We start from the raw sequence: 17,343 nt of genomic DNA on the forward strand, positions 1-17,343 counted from the left end.
CTGAGGCGGCCCGCCCGGACCTCATCTGACTTCTGCTGACGGGATTGCCGCGATGCGTTTCACCGATATCTTCATCAAGCGCCCGGTGCTGTCGGTCGTGGTCAGCCTGCTCATTCTGCTGCTCGGCCTGCGCGCCGCCTTCGTGCTGCCGATCCGGCAATATCCGAAGCTGTCCAACACCGTCGTCAACGTGACGACCGTCTATCCCGGCGCCTCCGCCGACCTGATGCAGGGCTTCATCACCACGCCCTTGGAGCAGGCGGTCGCATCCGCCGAGGGCGTCGACTACATCACCTCGTCCTCGGTGCAGGGCACCAGCACGATCCAGGTGTTCATCAAGCTCAATTTCGATCCGAACCAGGCGCTCACCGAGGTGCTCGCCAAGGTGAACTCGGTCCGCGACCTCATTCCGAAGGAATCCAACGATCCCATCGTCACCAAGACGACGGGACAGACGACCTCGGTGATGTATCTCGGCTTCTCCAGCGAGGAGCTGTCGGGCTCGGCGATATCAGACTATCTGACGCGCGTGGTGCAGCCGGTGCTGTCGACCGTCGATGGTGTCGCTGCGGCGAACATCCTGGGCGGGCAGACCTTTGCGATGCGGATCTGGCTCAATCCGGAGAAGATGGCCGGCCGCAACGTGTCGCCGACGGACGTCGCGGCGGCCATCGCCGCCAACAACTTCCAGTCCGCGGCCGGACAGGCGAAGGGCTATTTCATCGTCTCCAACGTCACGACCAACACCGGCCTCACCGACGTCAACCAGTTCAAGCGGATGATCGTCAAGGCCAAGGACGGCGGCTTCGTCCGCATGGAGGACATCGCCACCGTCGAGCTCGCCGCGCAGAGCACCGACGCCAGCGTCGCCTTCAACGGCGAGCGCGCGATCTTCATCGGCGTCGACGCGACGCCGCAGGGCAACCCGCTCAACATCGTCAAGGGCGTGCGCGCGCTGTTCCCGGACCTCGAGCGCAATTTGCCGCCGTCGATGAAGATGAAGGTGGCCTACGATTCCACCAAGTTCATCCAGTCGTCGATCGACGAGGTCGAGCACACGCTCGGCGAGGCCGTGCTGATCGTCATCGTCGTGATCTTCCTGTTCCTGGCGTCGCTGCGCTCGGTCATCATTCCCGTCGTGACCATCCCGCTGTCCTTGATCGGCGTCTGCACGATGATGCTGGCGTTCGGCTTTTCCATCAACCTGCTGACCCTGCTCGCCATGGTGCTGGCGATCGGCCTCGTCGTCGACGACGCCATCGTGGTGGTGGAGAACATCCATCGCCATCTGGAGGAGGGCAAAGCGCCCGTGCAGGCCGCATTGCAGGGCGCCCGCGAGATCGTCGGTCCCGTCGTCTCGATGACGATCACGCTGGCTGCGGTGTATGCCCCGATCGGCTTCCTCGGCGGTCTCACCGGCTCGCTGTTCCGCGAATTCGCGTTCACGCTCGCCGGCTCGGTCATCGTCTCCGGCGTCATCGCGCTGACCCTGTCGCCGATGATGTGCTCGGTGCTGCTGCGCAGCGCCGAGGAGGGCCGCTTCGCGCGGCTCGTCAACCGGGTGTTCGGCGCGATGACGCGCTGGTACGGCCGCCAGCTCGACCGCTCGCTCGACTACCGGCCGGTGACGGCGCTGTTCGCGCTGACGATCCTCGGCCTCGTCGGCTTCCTCTACATGCACACCTCGAAGGAGCTGGCGCCGGAGGAGGATCAGGGCATCGTGTTCTCGATCACCAAGGCACCGAAATACGCCAACATCGACTACATCAACTTCTACACCGACAAGGTCGACAAGGCGTTCCAGAAGTTCCCCGAGACCGATCTTCGCTTCGTTCTGAACGGCATCCTCGGCCCGCAGGGCGGCTTTGCCGGCATGCTGCTCAAGCCCTGGGATGAGCGCACGCGCTCCTCGATCAAGCTGAAGCCGCTGGTGCAGGCGGAGCTGTCCAAGATCGAGGGCATCAACGCCTTCGCCTTCAACCTGCCGGCGCTGCCGGGCGGCCCCGGCGGCCTGCCGGTGCAGATGGTGATCAGCTCGACCAGCGGCTTCCAGGCGGTCTATGAGCAGATGGCCAAGCTGAAGGACGCCGCCCGCAAGAGCGGCATGTTCATCGTCTCCGACAGCGACCTCGAGTTCAATCAGCCGGTGGTCAAGGTCTGGATCAATCGCAGCAAGGCGAGCGATCTCGGCATCACCATGCAGTCGATCGGCAACACGCTGGCCGTACTGCTCGGCGGCAACTACATCAACCGCTTCAACCTCGAGGGCCGCTCCTATCAGGTGATTCCGCAGGTGCCGCGTGACAAGCGGATCTCGCCGGAATCGCTGTCCGGCTACTATGTCGCGACCTCGGCCGGCCAGCAGGTGCCGCTGTCGACCGTCGTCAACATCGAGACCGCGACCGACCCGAACTCGCTGACGCATTTCAACCAGCTCAACTCGGCGACCTTCTCCGCCGTGCCGATGCCGGGCGTCACCGTCGGGCAGGCGGTCGACTTCCTGGAGAAGCAGGCCAAGAACCTGCCGTCCGGCTTCAGCCACGACTATCTCGCCGACGCCCGTCAATACGTCCAGGAGGGCAATCAGCTTGCCATCACCTTCGGCTTCGCGCTGATCATCATCTTCCTGGTGCTGGCGGCGCAGTTCGAGAGCCTGCGCGATCCGCTGGTGATCATGATCAGCGTACCCATGGCGATCGTCGGCGCGCTGATTCCGCTGTTCTTCGGGCTGGCGACCATGAACATCTACACCCAGGTCGGCCTGCTGACGCTGGTCGGCCTGATCACCAAGCACGGCATCCTGATGGTGGAGTTCGCCAACGAGCTGCAGCTCAACGAGGGGATGGACCGCCGCACCGCCATCGAGACGTCCGCGCGCATCCGCCTGCGGCCGATCCTGATGACCACGGCGGCGATGGTCACCGGCCTGATCCCGCTCTTGACCGCGACCGGCGCCGGCGCCGCCAGCCGCTTCTCGATCGGCCTCGTCGTCGTCGCCGGCATGTCGATCGGCACCTTGTTCACACTGTTCGTGCTGCCGGCCGTCTACACCGTCATCGCCACCAACCACCAGGCCGCCGCCAAGTCGCTGCGCGCCCGGCAGATCGCCCAGTTCGACGCCGAGACCGACCACGCGCTGAAGGCGACGTGAGCGGGCAGTTTCTTTGGGGGGCTGAAGATCAACGGCGGCTGCTCCTGGCAGTCGCCGTTTTTGTCGGGCCGTCTCTTTCTCCCCTTACTGTCGTCACGGCCGGCGGCGCCCGCCGCGGCGCTCAGCACAGCGGCCTCTTGAAGAACAGATGGTCGAGCAGGATCAGCAGAGCGGCGATGCCGATGATGATGAAAAACGCGAAGGCGTAGTGCAATGACCGATGGAAGTGCGCGCGATAGGCGCGGGAATATTCGTCGGCAGTGACACGGCGGAGCGTGAACCAGCCGCGCCATTCCGGTGCATGGCTCGCCATCAAGACCCGCTCGCGAAACGCCAGCGCCCAGATCACGACGCCAGCCCCCATGTCGACGATCGTCAACAATCGCAGGAGATCCTCAGCCATTCGAGCTAGCATGGAGAGACCTCGCTCACTCCTCCTGCTGTGGATCGAGCGCGTCGCGCAGGCCGTCGCCCAGCAGGTTGAGCGACAGCACGACCAGGAAGATCGCAAGCCCCGGCCAGATCGCCATCCACGGCGCGTTGGTGAGGAAGCGCTGGGCGGCGTTGAGCATGCTGCCCCAGGACGGGGCGGGCGGCTGCTGGCCCAGGCCTAGGAATGACAGCGCGGCCTCGGCGATGATGGCGGCGGCGACCGACAACGTCGCCTGAACCAATAGCGCCGGCATGATATTCGGCAGGATGTGCCTGACCGCGATCTGCAGGTCGGTATCGCCGACGCTGCGGGCGGCCTCGACATATTCCTCGACCTTGACGCTCATCACCTCGCCGCGGGTCAGCCGGACGAAGATCGGCGTCGCCGAGATGCCGATCGCGATCATGGCATTGCCGAGGCTCGGTCCCAGGAACGCCGCCAGCGCGATCGCCAGGATCAGGAACGGGCAGGCCAGCATCGCGTCGGTGATGCGGCTGATCAGGGCATCGAGGAAGCCGCCGCGGTAGCCTGCGATCATGCCGATCGGGACGCCGATCGCCAGCGCGATGGCGACCGAGATCGCTCCGGCCAGCAGCGAGGCCCGCGCGCCGTAGATCACGCGGGCCAGCACGTCGCGGCCGAGATCATCGGTGCCGAGCCAATGCGCCGCCGACGGCGCCTTGCGCACCAGCGCCCAGCTCGTCTTGATGGGATCGTAGGGCGCCACCACCGGCGCTGATACGGCGAGCAGGATGAAGGCCGTGATCAGGCAGAACCCGACCATGGCGCCTTTGCGCTTCACCAGTCGGCGCAAGGTGCGCTGCATCGGCCGCTCGAGCGGAGCGAGGGCGCGGGCTCCGTGCGGAGCTGACAGCATCGTCTCGGCCATCTCAGCTCCTCAGCCGCGGATTGACGAGGACATAGGCGAGATCGGCGATCAGGTTCAGCATGATGTAGACGGTGGCGGTGACCAGCACGACGCCCTGCACGACGGCGTAGTCGCGATTGAACACGGCATCGACGATCAGCTTGCCGAAGCCGGGAATCGAGAAGATCTGCTCGGTCAGCACGGCGCCGGACAACAGCGTCCCGAGCTCGAGCGCGCCCAGCGTGATCACCGGCGTCAGGGCATTGCGCAGCGCGTGGCGCAGGATGACCTGGCGTTCGGAGATGCCCTTGGCGCGCGCGGTGCGGATGTAGTCGCTGCCCAGCACCTGCAGCATCGCGCTGCGGGTGTGGCGCATCAGGATCGCGGCGATGGCGTTGCCGAGCACGAAGGCCGGCATGATGGTGGCGGCGAGGCTGGCCCGCCAGTCCTCGGCGGGCGAGACGTAACCGGAGGCGGGGAGCCAGCCGAGCTGGATCGAGAACAGGAAGATCAGCATGATGCCGAGCCAGAAGTTCGGCGTCGAGATGCCCCACAGCGCAAACAGGTTGGCGGCATAGTCCCAGGCCGTCCCGCGCTTCACGGCGGAAACGATGCCGGCGGGAATGCCGATCAGGAACGCGATCACGATCGCCATCGAGGCGAGCTGCAGGGTTACGGGCAGCTTCTGCAGGATGAGGTCGCGCACCGGCATCTTGATGCGCAGCGACTCGCCGAAATCGCCCGAGAGCACGCCCTTGATCCAGTAGCCGTACTGAACCGGAAGCGGCTGGTCGAGCCGATACTGTTTGCGGATCTGCTCGATCACCGCCGGATCGCGCTCCTCGCCGGCCATCACCAGCGCGGGATCGCCGGGCAGGAGCTGTTGCAGCGAGAAGATGAGGATGGAGACAAAGATCAGCGTCGGGATGATCTGGGCGATGCGGCGGGCGAGGAACGTCAGCATGATCTGCGTCCCTCGCGGCAGTCACCCGGCGCGTCATCGGAAACCGGTCGTGCTCCCAGCGTTCCCTCCCCCACAAGGGGCGAGGGAGCGCAGCGCGCGCGAGGCGTCGCGGTCGCGTCCCAACGAAGGGGGGCCAAGTGACTGCTCACTTCAGCTTCAGGCCGATCACGCGCACCAGGCCGTCCGGCATCTGCTTGTAGCCCTCGAGCTTCTTGGTGTGCGCGATCAGGATGCGTCGGTGGTAGAGGTAGAGAATCGGCTCGTCCTCGATCTCGAGCTTGGTCAGCTTCTCGTAAAGCGCCTTGCGCTGGGCCATGTCGGTCACCAGCCGTGCGTCGCTGAGCGCCTTGTCGGCCTCGGCGTTGGCCCAGACGCTGTAGTTCTGCGGCGCGTTGCTGTGCAGGAACACGTAGCTGTTGCCGTCGGGATCGATCCGGCCGCTCCATGACAACATGAACGCCTGATAGTCGCCGGCCTCGGCCTGCTTCAACGAGGTCGCAAACTCCGTCACTCGGATCTTCATGTCGAAGCCGGCCTCGGCGGCCATCGACTGTACGACCTGGGCGGCCGCCTCGGTCTCGGCGCCCTTCGGTACCATGAAGTCGACCGCGACAGGCGTCGTCACGCCGGCCTCCTTCAGCAGCGCCTTTGCCTTCTCGACATCGCGGGCACGCACCGGGAAGGCCTTCTGATAATAGGGATGCGAGGGATTGACCCACTGGTTGCCCGGCATGAATTCGCCGTTGAAGACCACCTGGTTGAGCGCCTCGCGGTCGATCGCGAGATCGAGCGCCTGGCGCACCTTCGCGGACTGGCTGAGTGGGCCCTTGGCCTTGTCCTTGCCGATGTTGAGCGTGATGCCCTGATAGCCGAGCTCGATCGCGGTCGACAGCGCAAGCTTGGAATCGGCGCGCACGTCCTTGATGTCGGTGGCGAGCACGCGCTCGATCAGGTCGAGGGCTCCGGACTTCAGGTTCGCCAGCCGCACCGTGGCGTCGACGATCGGCTGGTAGACGATCCTGTCGATGAAGACGTTGTCCTTGTTCCAGTAGTCGGCGAACTTCTCGAACACGATGCGGTCCTGCTGGACGCGCTCGACGAACTTGTAGGGACCGGCGCAGACCGGATGCAGGCCGAACTTGTCGCCGGCCTCCTTGGCCGCCTTCGGCGACACCATCATGCCGGCGCGGTCGGTGAGCTGGGCGATCAGCGGCGAGAACGGCGCTTTCAACACCAGCTTGATCGTCAAGGGATCGACGACGTCGACATGATCGAGCGAGGCCAGCTCCGGCTTGCGGAACGAGCCGGGGAGGGTGAGATGGCGGTCGAGCGAGAACTTGGCGGCCTCAGCGTCGAACGGCTCGCCGTCATGAAACTTGACGCCGGGCCGGAGCTTGATGGTGACCTCCTTGCCGTCGGCCGAGGTCTGCTGCGACAGCGCGAGCTGCGGCACGATGTTGAGCTTGTCGTCGATGTCGAACAGCTTGTCGCAGGTCGCGGCGAAGACGATGCGGCCGACATAGGTGCGGGCCATGGTCGGATCGAGAACGTCGGGGTCCTCGGCAAGGCCGATGCGCAAGGTGGTCTGCGCCTGCGCGACCGGCCCCCAAGAGGCGACGACAACGGCCGCGACCGCGGCCAAGCACCAGTTCCTCATCATCCGATGTCCCTCACGCGAATGCAGCCTGCGTTGTTGCACTATCAATACCAACCCCGATCACGCGCCGTGCTTCCGGCTCGGTCATGTCTGGTTCGCGAGCGCGGCGGCGATGCCGGCATCAATCGTGGCGCGATCCGTGATCCCTGCCGGATTGTCGCGCGTCGGCATGAACTGCCGGAACACGGCCCAATGCTTGCGGCTAACGCCCTCCAGTCGTTCGAGCTCTGCCAGCGGATCGGGGTGATCATCGACACGCAGATCGAGCTCGGACCATTCCTCCTTGCCGTGGACCAGAAGAGCGGCCGACTGTTTGCCGCGCTTGTCACCGCCGGCGGCCTCGCCGGCCTTCATGGCCGCGATCAGGCGCAGGGCGAGGGGCAGGGCGCTGTTGGCGAGAAAGGCGTTCGCGGTTTCGTTCAGCACCTGCGGGCCGGCCAGCATGTTGCCGGCAATCGAAAAGCCACGGCCTTCGAGATGGCCGCACCAGTCGATGCAGTCGCGGCCGGTGTGGGCGGCAATCTGGCCGTTGTGATCGAGGATGTGGAGCTGGCGGCTCTCGCGGCCGGGATCGGCAGATGTCAGCAGTTGCACGATCTCGCGCGGATGCCGGCCGTCGTGCAGCAGCGTGACGCCGTCGATGCCGTAATAGGGATTGACCAGCGCCTGTGTGGCGATGCCGCCGTGGCCGGCGACGATGAAGGGCACGCGCGCGCCGACGGCGAAGAAGCGGGTGGCGACGGCGATGCCGATCCGGCCGGTGAGATCGTCCTTGGCAATGATCGACCAGGTCATCGTCGCGTTGCTCTCTTATCGTCCGGCGGCGTAACCCTGCATGCCCCGTGGATTGGCCGCGGCGCGGCGGCGGCGGCCGACGCGTGAGGCCGCGGTGAGCCGGCCTTCCGACCAGTCCGGCCCGACCTCGACGACATGGCCGCGGCGGCGCAGCTCCTCGACGGTCGCCTTGGGCACGCGGCCCTCGACCACGAGCACGCCGGGGCGCGCGGTGCGCGGCCAGAACGAGATCGGGAAATGCTCGGAGTGCCACGCCGGGGCGTCGATCGACTCTTGCAGGTTCATGCCGGCATGGACGTGGCGCAGGAAGAACTGCGTGTTCCACTGGTCCTGCTGATCGCCCCCCGGCGACCCCCAGGCGACGTAAGGCTCGCCGTCGCGCAGCGCCATGCTCGGGGACAGCGTGGTGCGCGGCCGCTTGCCCGGCACCAGCGCGGCCGGATGATCCTCCTCGAGCCAGAACATCTGCGCGCGCGTGCCGAGGCAGAAGCCGAGCTCGGGGATGACCGGCGATGATTGCAGCCAGCCGCCGGAGGGCGTCGCCGAGATCATGTTGCCTCGGGAATCGATGATGTCGAAATGCACGGTGTCGCCGCGCACCTCGCCGAAGCGGCCGACGGTCGGCTCGCCCGAGCCCATTGCGCCGACGGCCTCGCGGCGGCCTTGGGCCTCGCGCAGCTTCACCTTGGCGCCGTAGCCGTCGAGCGTGCCGGGACGCAGCTCGAGCGAGGCCTTTTCCGTAATCAGCTTGCGGCGCTCGTCGTTGTAGGCATCCGATAGCAGCGTCTCGATCGGGATGTCGGCGAAAGCAGGATCGCCGTAGAATGCCTCGCGGTCAGCGAACGCCAGCTTCGCCGCTTCGATCTGCCAATGGATGAAGTCGGGTCCGGTTGGATCGAGGCCGTCGAGCGCAAAGCCCTTGAGCAGCGCGAGCTGCTGCAGCAGCACCGGGCCCTGGCTCCAGACGCCGGCCTTGCAAACGGTGTAGCGGCCATACTGATAGGTCAGCGGTGCCTCGATGGTCGGCTGCCAGCGCGCCATGTCGTCGGCTGTCAGCACGCCCTTGTGGCGCGAGCCCGAGACGTCCATCACTTCCTGCGTCCGGCAGAAGCGGTCGATAGCCTCGGCGACGAAGCCCTGCGACCAGGCCTTGCGCGCGCGCTCGATCTGCGCGTCACGATCAGCACCCGCGCTTTCGCCTTCACTCAGGATGCGTGCGTAGGTTTCCGCGAGCTGTGGATTGGTGAACAGCGTGCCCGGCCTCGGCACCTCGCCATTGGGCAGATAGAGCGCGGCCGAGGTCGGCCAATGCGTCTTGAACAGCTGCTCCACGGTCTGGATCGTCGCCGAGATGCGCTCGACAAGCGGATAGCCGTCGCGCGCGTAGGAAATCGCCGGCTCCAGCACGTCGCGCAGCCGCATCGTGCCGTAGTCGCGCAGCAGCAGCATCCAGGACTCGAACGTGCCGGGCACGCAGGCCGCGAGCAGGCCGGTGCCGGGCACCATGTCGAGGCCTTCGTTCCTGTAGTGCGCGATGGTGGCGCCTGATGGCGCCGGGCCCTGGCCGCAGATGACCTCGGTGCGACCGCGCTTGACGTCGTGCAGGATGATCGGCACGTCGCCGCCGGGACCGTTGAGATGCGGCTCCACCACCTGCAGGGTGAAGGCCGCGGCGACGCCGGCATCGAAGGCGTTGCCGCCGCGCTCCAGCATCGCCATGCCTACCGCGGTGGCGAGCCAGTGCGTGGAGGTGACGACGCCGAAGGTGCCGTCGATCTCGGGGCGGGTCGTGAAGGGATCGGGGTTGATGAAGCTCATGTGACTTTCATTCTGATGATCGGTCCGTCCGCATCACGACTCGTTGCCTCATGCAGGAACGGCCGCGCTCGCCGGCTGGTTCACCGCATGGCAGGCCACGCCGCCGATGAGTTCGGGCGACTGCTGCCGACAGAGATCGAATGCAAGGGGACAGCGTGGGTTGAAGGTGCAGCCCGAGGGCGGATTGATCGGGTTCGGGATCTCGCCTTTGACCGGAATGCGCTGGCGGCCGGACATCGACAGGTCCGGCACTGCGCCGAGCAGCATCTTGGTGTAGGGCATGCGCGGGTCGCTGAACAGCGTGCGGCCATCGGCGATCTCGACGATGCGGCCGAGATACATCACGCCGATGCGGCTCGCCATGTGGCGGACGACTGCGAGATTGTGGCTGATGAACAGATAGGTCAGGCCGAACTTGTCCTGCAAATCGCGCATCAGATTGAGGATCTGCGCCTGCACGGAGACGTCGAGCGCCGAGGTCGGCTCGTCGCAGACGATGAACTCGGCCTCAGAGGCGAGCGCGCGCGCGATGGCGATGCGCTGACGCTGCCCGCCAGAGAATTCGTGCGGGAATTTCTGGCCGTCGTCGGGATGCAGGCCGACCAGCGTCAGCAACTCGCCGACGCGGTCCTTGATCTGGCGCTCACCCTCGATGATGTCAAAGGCGCGGATCGGCTCGGCGATGATGCTATCGACGCGGAAGCGCGGATTGAGGCTCGCGTAAGGATCCTGAAACACCATCTGGATGCGGCGGCGCAGCTTGCGCCGCACCTGGGCCTGGCGCGCTTCGCTCATCGACACGCCGTCGATGATGACCTCGCCCGACGTCGGCGCCAGCAGCCCGACCACCATGCGTGCGACCGTGGTCTTGCCAGAACCGGATTCGCCGACCAGCGCGAAGGTCTCGCCCTTCCTGATGCCGAAGCTGACGCCGTCGACCGCCTTCAGGAACTCCTGCGGCTGACGCTCGATCACGCGGTTGAGCCAGGGTTTCGAGACGTCGAAGACCCGGCGCAGGTTCTTGACCTCGACGAAATCGGTCATGCCGCGGTCTCCGTCGCGCGATCGTACAGATGACAGGCGACGGCCTGCGTGCCCTGGCGCAGCGGCTCCGGCCGGTCGACGCGGCAGCGGTCGAAGGCGAAGCTGCAGCGCGGATTGAACGAGCAGCCGGGCGGGATCGCGGACAGTCGCGGCATCGAGCCTGGGATCTGCACCAGCCGCTTCTCCTCGCCCGCGAGCGTCGGGATCGCGCCCATCAGCCCCTTGGCGTAGGGGTGCAGCGGGTTGTTGATCACCTCCTGCACCGGGCCGATCTCGGCGACGCGGCCGGCATACATCACGGCGACGCGGTCGCAGGTCTCGGCGATCACGCCCATGTCGTGGGTCACCAGCATCACGGCGGTGCCGTGGTCGCGGCCGAGCCGCTTGATCAGCGAGATGATTTGCGCCTGCACGGAGACGTCCAGCGCGGTGGTCGGCTCGTCTGCGATGATCAGCTCCGGCTCGGCGCACAGCGCCAGCGCGATCACGACGCGCTGGCGCATGCCGCCGGAGAATTCGTGCGGATAGCCGTCGATGCGCTTCTCGGGCGCCGATATGCCGACCTCGGCGAGCAGGTCGATGGCTCGCTTGCGCGCCTGCTGCTCGGTGAGGTTGGTGTGGGTCCTGATGGTCTCGATGATCTGGTCGCCGACGCGATACAGCGGATTGAGCGAGGTCAGCGGATCCTGGAAGATCATGCCGATGCGCTTGCCGCGCACCTTGCGCATCTCCTCCGGGGGCAGGTTGTCGATCCGCAGGCCGGAGAGCTCAATCTCGCCGCCGGAGATGCGGCCCGGAGGATCGATCAGGCCGATCACGGCAAGGCCGGTGACGGATTTGCCGGCACCGGATTCGCCGACGACGCCGAGCACCTCGCCCTTGGCGATGTCGTAGGAGACGCCGTCGATCGCGCGCAGGGTGCCGCGCCGGGTCGCGAACTCGACCTGCAGGTTGCGCACGGACAGAACGGGGGCGGTCATGAGCTCAAGCCTCGGAAGGACGCATTCACGCGGGTCATCGCAGTTTCGGGTTGAGGGCGTCGCGCAGCCAGTCGCCGAGCAGATTGATGGCGAGGATCAGTCCGGCCAAAGCGATGCCGGGGAAGGCGACGATCCACCATTCGCCGGCGAACAGATAGTTGTTGCCGATCCGGATCAGGGTCCCGAGCGACGGCATCGTCTCCGGCATGCCGGAGCCGAGGAACGACAAGGTCGCCTCGGTGATGATCGCCAGCGCGAGGTTGATGGTGGCGATCACCAGCACGGGACCGGTGGTGTTGGGCAGCACGTGGCGCAGCATGATGACGGGCGCGGGCAGGCCGATCAGTTGTGCCGCGGCGACGTAGTCCTTGTTCTTCTCGACCAGCACTGAGCTCCGCACCGTGCGCGCATATTGCACCCAGAAGGAGAGGCCGATCGCCAGCACCAGCACGACCAGCATGCTGAGCCAGTCCAGCCGGTTGCCGGACACCGACTTGGCGATGCCGTTGACCAGCAGCGCAATCAGGATCGGCGGAAAGGTGAGCTGGACGTCCGCGATGCGCATGATCACTGTGTCGACCCGGCCGCCGAAATAGCCGGCGATCAGGCCGAGGCCGATGCCGAGCGCGCCGGAAAAGGCGACGCCGAGAATGCCGACCAGGAGTGAGATGCGCAGGCCGTAGAGGATGGCCGAGAGCACGTCGCGGCCCTGCTCGTCGGTGCCGAGCAAGAACGGGCTCTGTCCGTCGGCGGTCCACAGCGGCGAAATCCGCGAGTTCAACAGCTGCAATTGGGCCGGGTCGAACGGGTTCTGCGGCGACAGCAGCGGCGCGAAGATCGCCAGCAGGAAGAACAGCAGCGTGATCACGGCCGCGGCGACCGTCAGCTTGGAGCGGCGGAACGAGTAGAACAGGTCGCTCGCAAGCGCACGCTTCAGCCATCCGTCGGCGGCGCGCGGCGTCTCGACGGGCGTGGGGTGGGGAAGGGCTGCGTCGCTCATGATCAGGCCGGACGGCTGATGGTCGCGCGCAGGCGCGGATCGACCACGGTGTAGAGGATATCAACCACGAGATTGATGGTGACGAAGATCAGCGACACCATCATCAGGTAGGCCGCCATGATCGGGATGTCGACATTCTGCACCGCCTGCACGAACAACAGGCCCATGCCCGGCCATTGGAACACCTGCTCGGTGATGATCGAGAACGCGATCACCGAGCCGAACTGCAGGCCGACCACGGTGATCACCGGCACCAGCGTGTTGCGCAGGGCATGGCCGAAATGAATCGCGCGCGTGGTCAGCCCACGGGCACGAGCGAAGCGGATGTAGTCGGTGCGCAGCACCTCGAGCATCTCGGCGCGAACCAGCCGCATGATCAAGGTCATCTGGAACAGGCCGAGCGTGATGGAGGGCATGATCAGCGCCTTCCAGCCGGAGACGGTGAACAGGCCCGATGTCCACCAGCCGAACCTGACGGTGTCGCCGCGGCCGAACGACGGCAGCCAGCCCAGCGTGACCGAGAACAGGTAGATCAGGAGGATGCCGATCAGGAAGGTCGGCAGGGAGATGCCGATCAGCGACAGCATCTGGAACAGCTTGGCGAGCAGGGAGTCGCGGTGCAGCGCCGAGAACACGCCCATCAGGATACCGCAGAACAGCGCCAGGATCGTCGCGCAGACCGCGAGCTCCAGGGTGGCGGGCATGCGCTCCTTGAGCAGATCGGAGACCGGCTGCCGGAACTGATAGGAGACGCCGAACTTGAACTGCGCCGCGTCGAACAGATAGCGACCGAACTGCACGATGAAGGGATCGTCGAGCCCGAGCGACTGGCGGATGCTGGCCCGTTCCGCGGCCGACGCGTCGATCGGCACGATCTGGCTCACCGGGTCTCCGGCGAAGCGGAACATGGCGAACGCGATGATTCCGACGGCGATCATGACGCCGATGGCCTGAATTGCTCGGCGAAGCGCGAAGGCGAGCATCTGATCCTTTCAGGTCCTTCGAGATGCGGCGGCGCGTAGCATCTGCCGCAGGAAATGAAAAGTCCCGAAAAGCAGTTCTGCTTTCCGGGACTTGTCGTTGCGTCTGGACTACTCGGTCTTGGTGGCGAGGAACAGCAGCACGGCGTTGTCGGCGCGCAGCGGAATCTTCACCTTCTTCGAGACGCCCCAGGCCACCGCCTGCTGATGCAGCGGGATGTAGCCGTAATCGTTGATGCCGATCTCGAAGGCCTGCTTGATCAGTTGATTGCGCTTGGCGGTATCGGTCTCGACCAGGACCTTGTCGGTCAGGGCGTCGAACTCCTTGTTGCAGTAATTGCCGAGATTGGCCTCGCCCCGGGTCGGGTCCTTGGCATCGTCACGGCAGCCCATGATGTCGTGCATCACGTTGTGCGCGTCCATCGAGGAGGGCGTCCAGCCGAGCAGGAAGAACGAGGTGTTGTAGCCGCCGGGCTTCAGCACCTTGGCGAAATACTGCGCCTTGGGCTGGGCGTTCAGGTTCACCTTGACCCCGATGCGGGCGAGCATGCCGACCACGGCCTGGCAGATCGCGGCGTCGTTGACGTAGCGGTCGTTCGGGCAATCCATGCCGACCTCGAAGCCGTCGGGATAGCCGGCCTCGGTCAGCAGCTTCTTGGCGGCGTCCGGATCATATTTCGGCCGGGTGAAGTCCTTCGACAGCGCATAGAGCTGCGGAGCGATCATCAGCGCCGACGGGGTCGACAGGCCGCGCATGACGCGGGTCTTGATCAGCTCGACGTCGATCGCCTTGTAGAAGGCCTCGCGGACGCGGATATCCTTGAACGGGTTCTTGCCCTTGACGTTGGAGTACAAGAGCTCGTCGCGCGTCTCGTCCATGCCAAGGAAGATCGTGCGCAGCTCCGGTCCCTTCAGGACCTGGGCATTCGGGCTGGAATCGACGCGGCCGATATCCTGCACCGGGACCGGCTCGATGACGTCGACCTCGCCGGACAGCAGCGCGGCGACGCGCGTGGCGTCGGAGGCGATGGTGGTGAACACGATCTCCTTGAGATTGTGCTCGGGCTTGCCCCACCAGTTCGGATTGACCTTGAACACGGTCTTCACACCGGGCTGATGGCTCTCGATGATGAAGGGGCCGGTGCCGTTCTCATGCAGCGCGGCGTAGCTCGGCGTGGTTGCCGACACCGGCGTCGGCGCGACCGAGTTGTTGTCCTCGCACCACTTCTTGCTCATGATGTACCACGTATCCCATTGCGAGATCAGGATGGGATTGGGGGCATCGAGCTTCACGTCGACTGTGTAGTCGTCGACCTTGATGAATTTTGCGTCCGGCGGAACGTTGGAGAGGAAGTTGGAACCGGTGGCGCGGACGCGATCGGCGGAGAAGATCACGTCGTCGGCCGTGAAGGGTTCGCCATTGTGGAACTTGACGCCCTTGCGCAGATGGAAGCGCCAGCGGGTCGGCTCGGGCGTTTCCCAGCTCTCGGCCAGCGCGGGGATGATCTTGAGATCCTTGTCGCGCGCGGTCAGTCCCTCATAGACGTGAGCATGGTGCGCAATCGTGGTCGATTCCTTGAAGGTGTAGGGATCGAGCGATTTCAGGGTGCCCTGGTTGGCATAGCGCAGGGTCTGGGCCGAAGCCGGCATGACGGCGAGGCCGAATGCGACCGCTGCCGCGATGAGCAGGGATTTGCGTCCCGACATATGTCCAAATTCTCCGCGTTTGACGCTTGGTTTTTCGGCAGGCGCGATTGTGTCCGGCCTGTTTTGCTTCGAAGTTCGTGTTGTCTGCAGCGCCTCTTGCACGAACTTCAAGAAGCAACAAGACGCCGGGCGATATGCCTGCAAGTCTGATGCCGCGCCGGAATGAACTGATCCCGTTGGCTCTGGCCTGGCGGTGCGTCGTGCGACCCGCGGCAGATCGATCCGAATATGTTGCCAGAGTTCAGCGGCGGCACACAAGTGCAGTTTGTTTAAGCCTAAACGATATGGTTATCCCCCCGCCGCCGCTGTGCGGCGCACGCGAGCGGCGGCTTCCGGGATGGGGCTGAGGGCTCGCCGGATTGACCATGTCCCGGGAATTGCGCACCTGCAGCAACGCGCCGCTTGCTAGAGGGGGGCCGGCGCGGTGATACTGGACCCCCCCTGCCGCGAGTCCGGGATGGTCTTCCTGGTGAAGGGAGCCCGGCCCGGGGCTCGCGTCGGGATGGTTCGAACAGCGGAGCGGACATGAAAGTCAATATCGAGATCGATTGCACACCGCTCGAAGCGCGGCAGTTTTTCGGACTTCCCGATGTCGGTCCGATGCAGGCTGCGGTCATGGACCGGCTGCAGAACCAGATGACGAGCAACATCGACAAGCTCACGCCCGAAGCCATCATGCAGAGCTGGTTCACGTTCGATCCCCGCTTGGCCGAACGGTTTCAGGACCTGATGCTGACCATGACAGGCCTCGGCGGCAGCCGCTCGAACGACAAGAAGTCGGCCTGACGCGGCCGACGGCCGCACGGATTACGCTTGCGCGGAACTCCGAAGGGACGTGGCGTGACGTCACGGCATGGAGCAGGCTCCATGCCGGAGCCGAAGACCGGTCGAAAAAGACCGGCTGAACACTTCAGGGGAGGACGCATGACCGATCCGTCTTGGATGCCGGCGCTGCAGTTCGCGACGACCAACGGCATCCGCATGGGCTATTACGAGGCGGGCCCCGTCAGCGACCGGCCGCCGATGATCCTCTGCCACGGCTGGCCGGAGCTGGCCTTCTCCTGGCGGCATCAGATCAAGGCGCTGGCCGAGGCCGGCATCCGCGTCATCGCACCCGATCAGCGCGGCTATGGCGCGACCGACCGGCCGGAGCCGGTCGAGGCCTATGACCTCGAGCATCTCACCGCCGACCTCGTCGGCCTGCTCGATCATCTGAAGATCGACAAGGCGATCTTCGTCGGTCACGATTGGGGCGGCTTCGTCGTCTGGCAGATGCCGCTGCGATACCCCGACCGAGTCGCGGGCGTGGTCGGCATCAACACGCCGCATCTGCCGCGCGCGCCCGCCGATCCCATCGCCATCATGCGCAAGCGGTTCGGCGACATGATGTACATCGTGCAGTTCCAGGATCCCGCACGCGAGCCGGACCGCATCTTCGGCAGCCGTGTCGGGGAGACCTTCGATGCCTTCATGCGCAAGCCGCTGCCGCGCAGCGATACGCCGCCGACGGAGCCGCCGGACGGCGGGATCGCAGCCTCGCCATCGCTCAACCTGGCGTTCCCGCAGATGATCGCAGCCTATGACGCCGCCAAGGACACGCGGCAGCCGATCCTGTCGGAGGCGGAGAAGCAGGTGTTCGTCGACACCTTCACGCGCACCGGCTTCACCGGCGGCATCAATTGGTATCGCAACATGACGCGCAACTGGCAGCGCGCCGAAGGGCTAGATCAAACGGTGCGCGTGCCGTCGCTGATGATCATGGCGGAGAACGACGCCGTGCTGCCGCCCTCGGCCGCCGACGGCATGGAGAAGCTGGTGCCGGACCTGGAGAAACATCTCGTCCGCGACAGCGGCCATTGGACGCAGCAGGAGCAGCCCGCGGAGGTCAGCGCCAAGCTGATCGAATGGCGGCGGCGACGGTTCGGTTGAAGAACGGCCGAGGCAGA

The 17,343-nt window shown here is 65.6% G+C and carries 14 protein-coding genes; 3 read left to right on the forward strand and 11 right to left on the reverse strand.

Annotated elements, in window-relative coordinates; genetic code table 11:
* Window positions 1–52: 52 nt before the first annotated feature.
* Complete coding sequence (locus tag ACQR0U_RS16500) at window positions 53–3,151, forward strand: MexW/MexI family multidrug efflux RND transporter permease subunit (RefSeq protein WP_434872192.1); 3,099 nt, start codon at window positions 53–55, stop codon at window positions 3,149–3,151.
* A 121-nt stretch (window positions 3,152–3,272) separates the two neighbouring features.
* Here ACQR0U_RS16500 and ACQR0U_RS16505 read toward each other — a convergent pair whose 3' ends face one another.
* From ACQR0U_RS16505 to ACQR0U_RS16555, 11 genes are all read right to left on the reverse strand, one after another.
* Window positions 3,273–3,554, reverse strand: a complete 282-nt coding sequence (locus ACQR0U_RS16505; protein ID WP_315776418.1) for a hypothetical protein — start codon at window positions 3,552–3,554, stop codon at window positions 3,273–3,275.
* Window positions 3,555–3,579: 25 nt separating this feature from the next.
* Window positions 3,580–4,410, reverse strand: coding sequence for an ABC transporter permease (locus ACQR0U_RS16510; RefSeq protein WP_434843590.1), 831 nt, complete (start codon window positions 4,408–4,410; stop codon window positions 3,580–3,582).
* 64 nt (window positions 4,411–4,474) lie between these two features.
* Complete coding sequence (locus ACQR0U_RS16515; protein ID WP_315715755.1) at window positions 4,475–5,416, reverse strand: ABC transporter permease; 942 nt, start codon at window positions 5,414–5,416, stop codon at window positions 4,475–4,477.
* Window positions 5,417–5,561: 145 nt separating this feature from the next.
* Complete coding sequence (locus ACQR0U_RS16520) at window positions 5,562–7,073, reverse strand: ABC transporter substrate-binding protein (RefSeq protein WP_315715826.1); 1,512 nt, start codon at window positions 7,071–7,073, stop codon at window positions 5,562–5,564.
* Between the two features lie 84 nt (window positions 7,074–7,157).
* Window positions 7,158–7,868 carry a DUF1028 domain-containing protein gene (locus tag ACQR0U_RS16525; protein WP_316186855.1) on the reverse strand — a complete coding sequence of 237 codons (711 nt, stop codon included), beginning with the start codon at window positions 7,866–7,868 and terminating at the stop codon, window positions 7,158–7,160.
* A gap of 15 nt (window positions 7,869–7,883) precedes the next feature.
* Window positions 7,884–9,686 carry a gamma-glutamyltransferase family protein gene (locus tag ACQR0U_RS16530; RefSeq protein ID WP_434843557.1) on the reverse strand — a complete coding sequence of 601 codons (1,803 nt, stop codon included), beginning with the start codon at window positions 9,684–9,686 and terminating at the stop codon, window positions 7,884–7,886.
* Window positions 9,687–9,734: 48 nt separating this feature from the next.
* Window positions 9,735–10,730 (reverse strand): ABC transporter ATP-binding protein, encoded by a 996-nt coding sequence (locus tag ACQR0U_RS16535; protein WP_315715758.1) that lies wholly within the window; start codon window positions 10,728–10,730, stop codon window positions 9,735–9,737.
* Window positions 10,727–11,710 carry an ABC transporter ATP-binding protein gene (locus tag ACQR0U_RS16540; protein ID WP_316225133.1) on the reverse strand — a complete coding sequence of 328 codons (984 nt, stop codon included), beginning with the start codon at window positions 11,708–11,710 and terminating at the stop codon, window positions 10,727–10,729. Before ACQR0U_RS16540 ends, ACQR0U_RS16535 begins: the two co-directional genes overlap by 4 nt.
* Before the next feature lie 34 nt (window positions 11,711–11,744).
* Window positions 11,745–12,710 carry an ABC transporter permease gene (locus tag ACQR0U_RS16545; protein WP_315715760.1) on the reverse strand — a complete coding sequence of 322 codons (966 nt, stop codon included), beginning with the start codon at window positions 12,708–12,710 and terminating at the stop codon, window positions 11,745–11,747.
* A gap of 2 nt (window positions 12,711–12,712) precedes the next feature.
* Window positions 12,713–13,693 (reverse strand): ABC transporter permease, encoded by a 981-nt coding sequence (locus tag ACQR0U_RS16550; protein WP_315715761.1) that lies wholly within the window; start codon window positions 13,691–13,693, stop codon window positions 12,713–12,715.
* A 108-nt stretch (window positions 13,694–13,801) separates the two neighbouring features.
* Window positions 13,802–15,397 (reverse strand): ABC transporter substrate-binding protein, encoded by a 1,596-nt coding sequence (locus ACQR0U_RS16555; RefSeq protein WP_316186852.1) that lies wholly within the window; start codon window positions 15,395–15,397, stop codon window positions 13,802–13,804.
* Window positions 15,398–15,922: 525 nt separating this feature from the next.
* Between ACQR0U_RS16555 and ACQR0U_RS16560 the strand changes: the two genes are divergently transcribed.
* Complete coding sequence (locus tag ACQR0U_RS16560; protein ID WP_315715763.1) at window positions 15,923–16,183, forward strand: DUF6489 family protein; 261 nt, start codon at window positions 15,923–15,925, stop codon at window positions 16,181–16,183.
* 138 nt (window positions 16,184–16,321) lie between these two features.
* Window positions 16,322–17,326, forward strand: a complete 1,005-nt coding sequence (locus tag ACQR0U_RS16565) for an alpha/beta fold hydrolase (RefSeq protein WP_315715764.1) — start codon at window positions 16,322–16,324, stop codon at window positions 17,324–17,326.
* Window positions 17,327–17,343 lie beyond the last annotated feature (17 nt).

Origin of the sequence: Bradyrhizobium sp. HKCCYLRH3097, assembly GCF_051167875.1 — a bacterium.
Classification (GTDB): Bacteria; Pseudomonadota; Alphaproteobacteria; order Rhizobiales; family Xanthobacteraceae; genus Bradyrhizobium.